The following is a 3,239-nucleotide window of genomic DNA, read 5'->3' on the forward strand; positions in this document are numbered from 1 at the left end:
TCGCTGGACACGTCGCCGGCAAACCCCTCGGTCCGACCGGAGCCGCCCTGAGCGTTGATTTCGTCGGCGACCCGCACACAGTCCTCGCCCTTGCGCGAGGCGATCATCACAGTGGCGCCGGCCTGCACCAGTCCGGTCGCCACCATGCGGCCGATGCCTGTTGCGGCACCGGTCACAAGCGCGGTCTTGCCGACGACCGAGAACAGCTTGTCGAGATAGCTCATCCTAATTCCTCCCGCGCGCCTCGTCCCGGCCGGAACCGAAGGACTCGCGTTGACAAGGCTAGCCGAAGTACGGTCATCCTTGCCACGGATAAAGAAGCGAAAGGGTCGGAACCGATGGCGGACATGAACCTCGGCATGACCGAGCGGCTGAAGCCGATCCATCAGCGCGTGGCCGCGATGGTGCGCGACGAGATCGCGCCGCTCGGTGAGGAGTTTCTCGCCGAGGTCGGCAGAAACGGTGACCGCTGGACTTACACGGCCAGGCAGACCGAAATCCTCGAAGGGCTGAAGAAGACGGCGCGGGAGCGCGGGCTGTGGAACTTCTGGCTGACCGATTCCAAGCGCGGCTACGGCCTGTCGACGGTCGAATATGCCTACTTGGCGGAGGAGATGGGCAAGGCGCATCTCGGCGCCGAGACCTTCAACTGCTCGGCGCCCGATACCGGCAATATGGAAGTGCTGGAGCGCTACGGCTCGGAAGAGCACAGGCGGCAATGGCTGGAGCCGCTGCTCGAAGGGAAGATCCGCTCGGCCTATCTGATGACCGAGCCGGACGTCGCCTCATCCGATGCCACCAACATTTCGATGCGCTGCCAGCGGCAGGGCGACGACTATGTGCTTAACGGCGAGAAATGGTGGGCGTCCGGCGCCGGCGACCCGCGCTGCGCCATCTATATCGTCATGGTGAGGACCGGCTCGGACGAGGAGCCGCAGCATCGCCGGCATTCGATGATCCTGGTGCCGGCGGAGAGCGAGGGGATCACCAAGCTCCGACCTATGCAGGTCTATGGCGACGACGACGCGCCGCATGGCCATATGCATCTGAGGTTCAAGGATGTGCGGGTGCCGGCGGCGAACCTGATCCTCGGCGAGGGCAGGGGCTTCGAGATCGCGCAGGGACGGCTTGGGCCAGGCCGCATCCATCATTGCATGCGTGCGATCGGCCAGGCCGAGATGGCGCTGGAGATGCTGTGCCAGCGTTCGGTGCGGCGCGAGGCGTTCGGCCAATCGCTGGCAAAGCTCGGCGCCAATTTCGACATCGTCGCCGAATGCCGCATGGAGATCGAGATGGCGAGGCTCCTGTGTCTGAAGGCAGCTTGGATGATCGACCAGGGCGATGCACGCGCTGCGGCCCCTTGGATCAGCCAGATCAAGGTGGTAGCGCCACGCGTCGCGCTCAAGGTCACCGACGAGGCGGTGCAGATGTTCGGCGCGCAAGGCATCAGCCAGGACACGCCGCTCGCCCGCTCGTGGACGCATCTGAGAACTCTGCGATTGGCCGACGGGCCGGACGCCGTGCACCGGCGGCAGGTGGCGCGCGCCGAGCTCAGGAAATACACCCAGGAGAAGATCTGACCGCCATGACGCTTCCATCGGAAATGCGAGGCTTGCTGCTTGTCGGCGACGGCTACAGCAAAACGCCTTCGGCCAGCGTGCCGGAGGCGATGGAGCCTTATTTGAAGCCCGGCAGCATCGCCGTGCCGGCGCCTGGTCCGACTCAAGCGCTGATCAAGGTCAGTCTCGCCTCAATCAACCCGTCCGATATCGCCTTCATCACAGGGCAATACGGCCAGCCCCGTGTGCAGGGCCGGCCGGCCGGATTTGAGGGCGTCGGAATCGTGGCCTCGACTGGCGACGATCCATACGCAAAAAGCCTTGCGGGCAAGCGCGTCGCCTTCGCCACCGGCGTGTCGAACTGGGGCGCCTGGGCAGAATACGCGGTCGCCGAGGCGGCTTCCTGTATTCCACTGCTCGACACGGTGCGCGACGAGGACGCCGCGGCGATGATCGTCAATCCGCTGACCGCCTTAGCCATGTTCGACATCGTCAAGCAGGAGGGTGAGAAGGCTTTCATCATGACTGCCGGCGCCAGCCAGCTCTGCAAGCTGATCATCGGGCTGGCGAAAGAGGAGGGTTTTCGGCCGATCGTCACCGTGCGCCGCGACGAGCAGATCCCGCTGCTGAAAGAGCTGGGCGCCGCCCATGCGCTCAACGAGAAGGCGGCGGATTTCGAGGCCGCGCTGCGCGAGGTGATGAAGGCGGAGCAGCCCCGCATCTTCCTGGACGCAGTCACCGGACCGCTTGCCTCGGTCATCTTCAACGTCATGCCGAAGCGCTCGCGCTGGATCGTCTATGGGAGGCTCGACGCCGAGGCGACTGTCATCCGCGAGCCCGGCCAACTGATCTTCCAGCACAAGCGCATCGAAGGCTTCTGGCTGGCCGAATGGATGCGGCAGTTCCGCGACCGGCTCGGCCCGGCGGTGCTGGAGGCGCAGAAGAGGTTTTCCGACGGGCGCTGGTCGACGGATGTGACAGCGGTGGTGCCGCTGGACGAGGCCATGGCCAGGCTGTCGGACGAGCTGGTCAAGCCGAACGGCAAGGTGTTTGTTAAGCCCTGATCAAAATAACTCGAGGTCGCGTCTATGAGGCTACGATGTTTTGTCGGATTCGTCCTGGTGTCAATGGCAGGTACATTTACTGCCGAGGCCGCCGACAAGTTCCCGCCCATTTGGCGCAAGTCGATGACCAATGATCCGGGTACGAACTATTTTCTCAATAAATATTCGGCCTCTTTGAATGATCCAGCATCGACCGCAATTAGAAATATCATGCTGGCGCGCGTCGTCGGCTCTGAATGCCAGTCATCGCGGCTCAGCAAGGCCAAGGTCAGGGCCTATCGCGATAGCATGCTCGGCTCGCTCTCGTCCGATGCATTGAAAGCGGCTGCATTCGCAGCCGGCAGCGAATTGCGCAACTTCGACTATGAAACGCTCGCCCATCTTTGTGCCGGCATCGATTATCAGTTTGGGCCGAAAGGAGTGCTCATAGCGGGTGCCGTTTCGTCAGGCAAAGGCGAGCCAAGATATTCCTACGATCAGCGCAATCCATACATTCGGCTGCCCGAATTCACCGGCAAGTAGCTGAGCTGCCTGGCTCGTGCTCGTCCACTATTCCGCCGGCTCGACATTGGCATAGGCGGCTTGCTCGAGTTCGCGCTTCACGCGGGCTTCCTCA

The 3,239-nt window shown here is 63.2% G+C and carries 4 protein-coding genes; 3 read left to right on the plus strand and 1 reads right to left on the minus strand.

The features are described from left to right. Nucleotides 1-224: SDR family NAD(P)-dependent oxidoreductase (locus tag EOA75_RS31010; RefSeq protein ID WP_127325949.1), on the minus strand; the 224-nt coding region annotated here is incomplete at its 3' end. Between the two features lie 114 nt (nucleotides 225-338). Between EOA75_RS31010 and EOA75_RS31015 the strand changes: the two genes are divergently transcribed. From EOA75_RS31015 to EOA75_RS31025, 3 genes are all read left to right on the plus strand, one after another. Beyond that, nucleotides 339-1,580, plus strand: coding sequence for an acyl-CoA dehydrogenase family protein (locus tag EOA75_RS31015; protein WP_095823443.1), 1,242 nt, complete (start codon nucleotides 339-341; stop codon nucleotides 1,578-1,580). A 5-nt stretch (nucleotides 1,581-1,585) separates the two neighbouring features. Beyond that, nucleotides 1,586-2,623 carry a zinc-binding dehydrogenase gene (locus EOA75_RS31020; RefSeq protein ID WP_127325951.1) on the plus strand — a complete coding sequence of 346 codons (1,038 nt, stop codon included), beginning with the start codon at nucleotides 1,586-1,588 and terminating at the stop codon, nucleotides 2,621-2,623. A gap of 63 nt (nucleotides 2,624-2,686) precedes the next feature. Then, nucleotides 2,687-3,145, plus strand: coding sequence for a hypothetical protein (locus EOA75_RS31025; RefSeq protein ID WP_164747693.1), 459 nt, complete (start codon nucleotides 2,687-2,689; stop codon nucleotides 3,143-3,145). Nucleotides 3,146-3,239: the final 94 nt, after the last annotated feature.

The sequence above is a fragment of the Mesorhizobium sp. M1A.F.Ca.IN.022.07.1.1 genome (assembly GCF_003997575.1).
Lineage (GTDB): Bacteria > Pseudomonadota > Alphaproteobacteria > Rhizobiales > Rhizobiaceae > Mesorhizobium.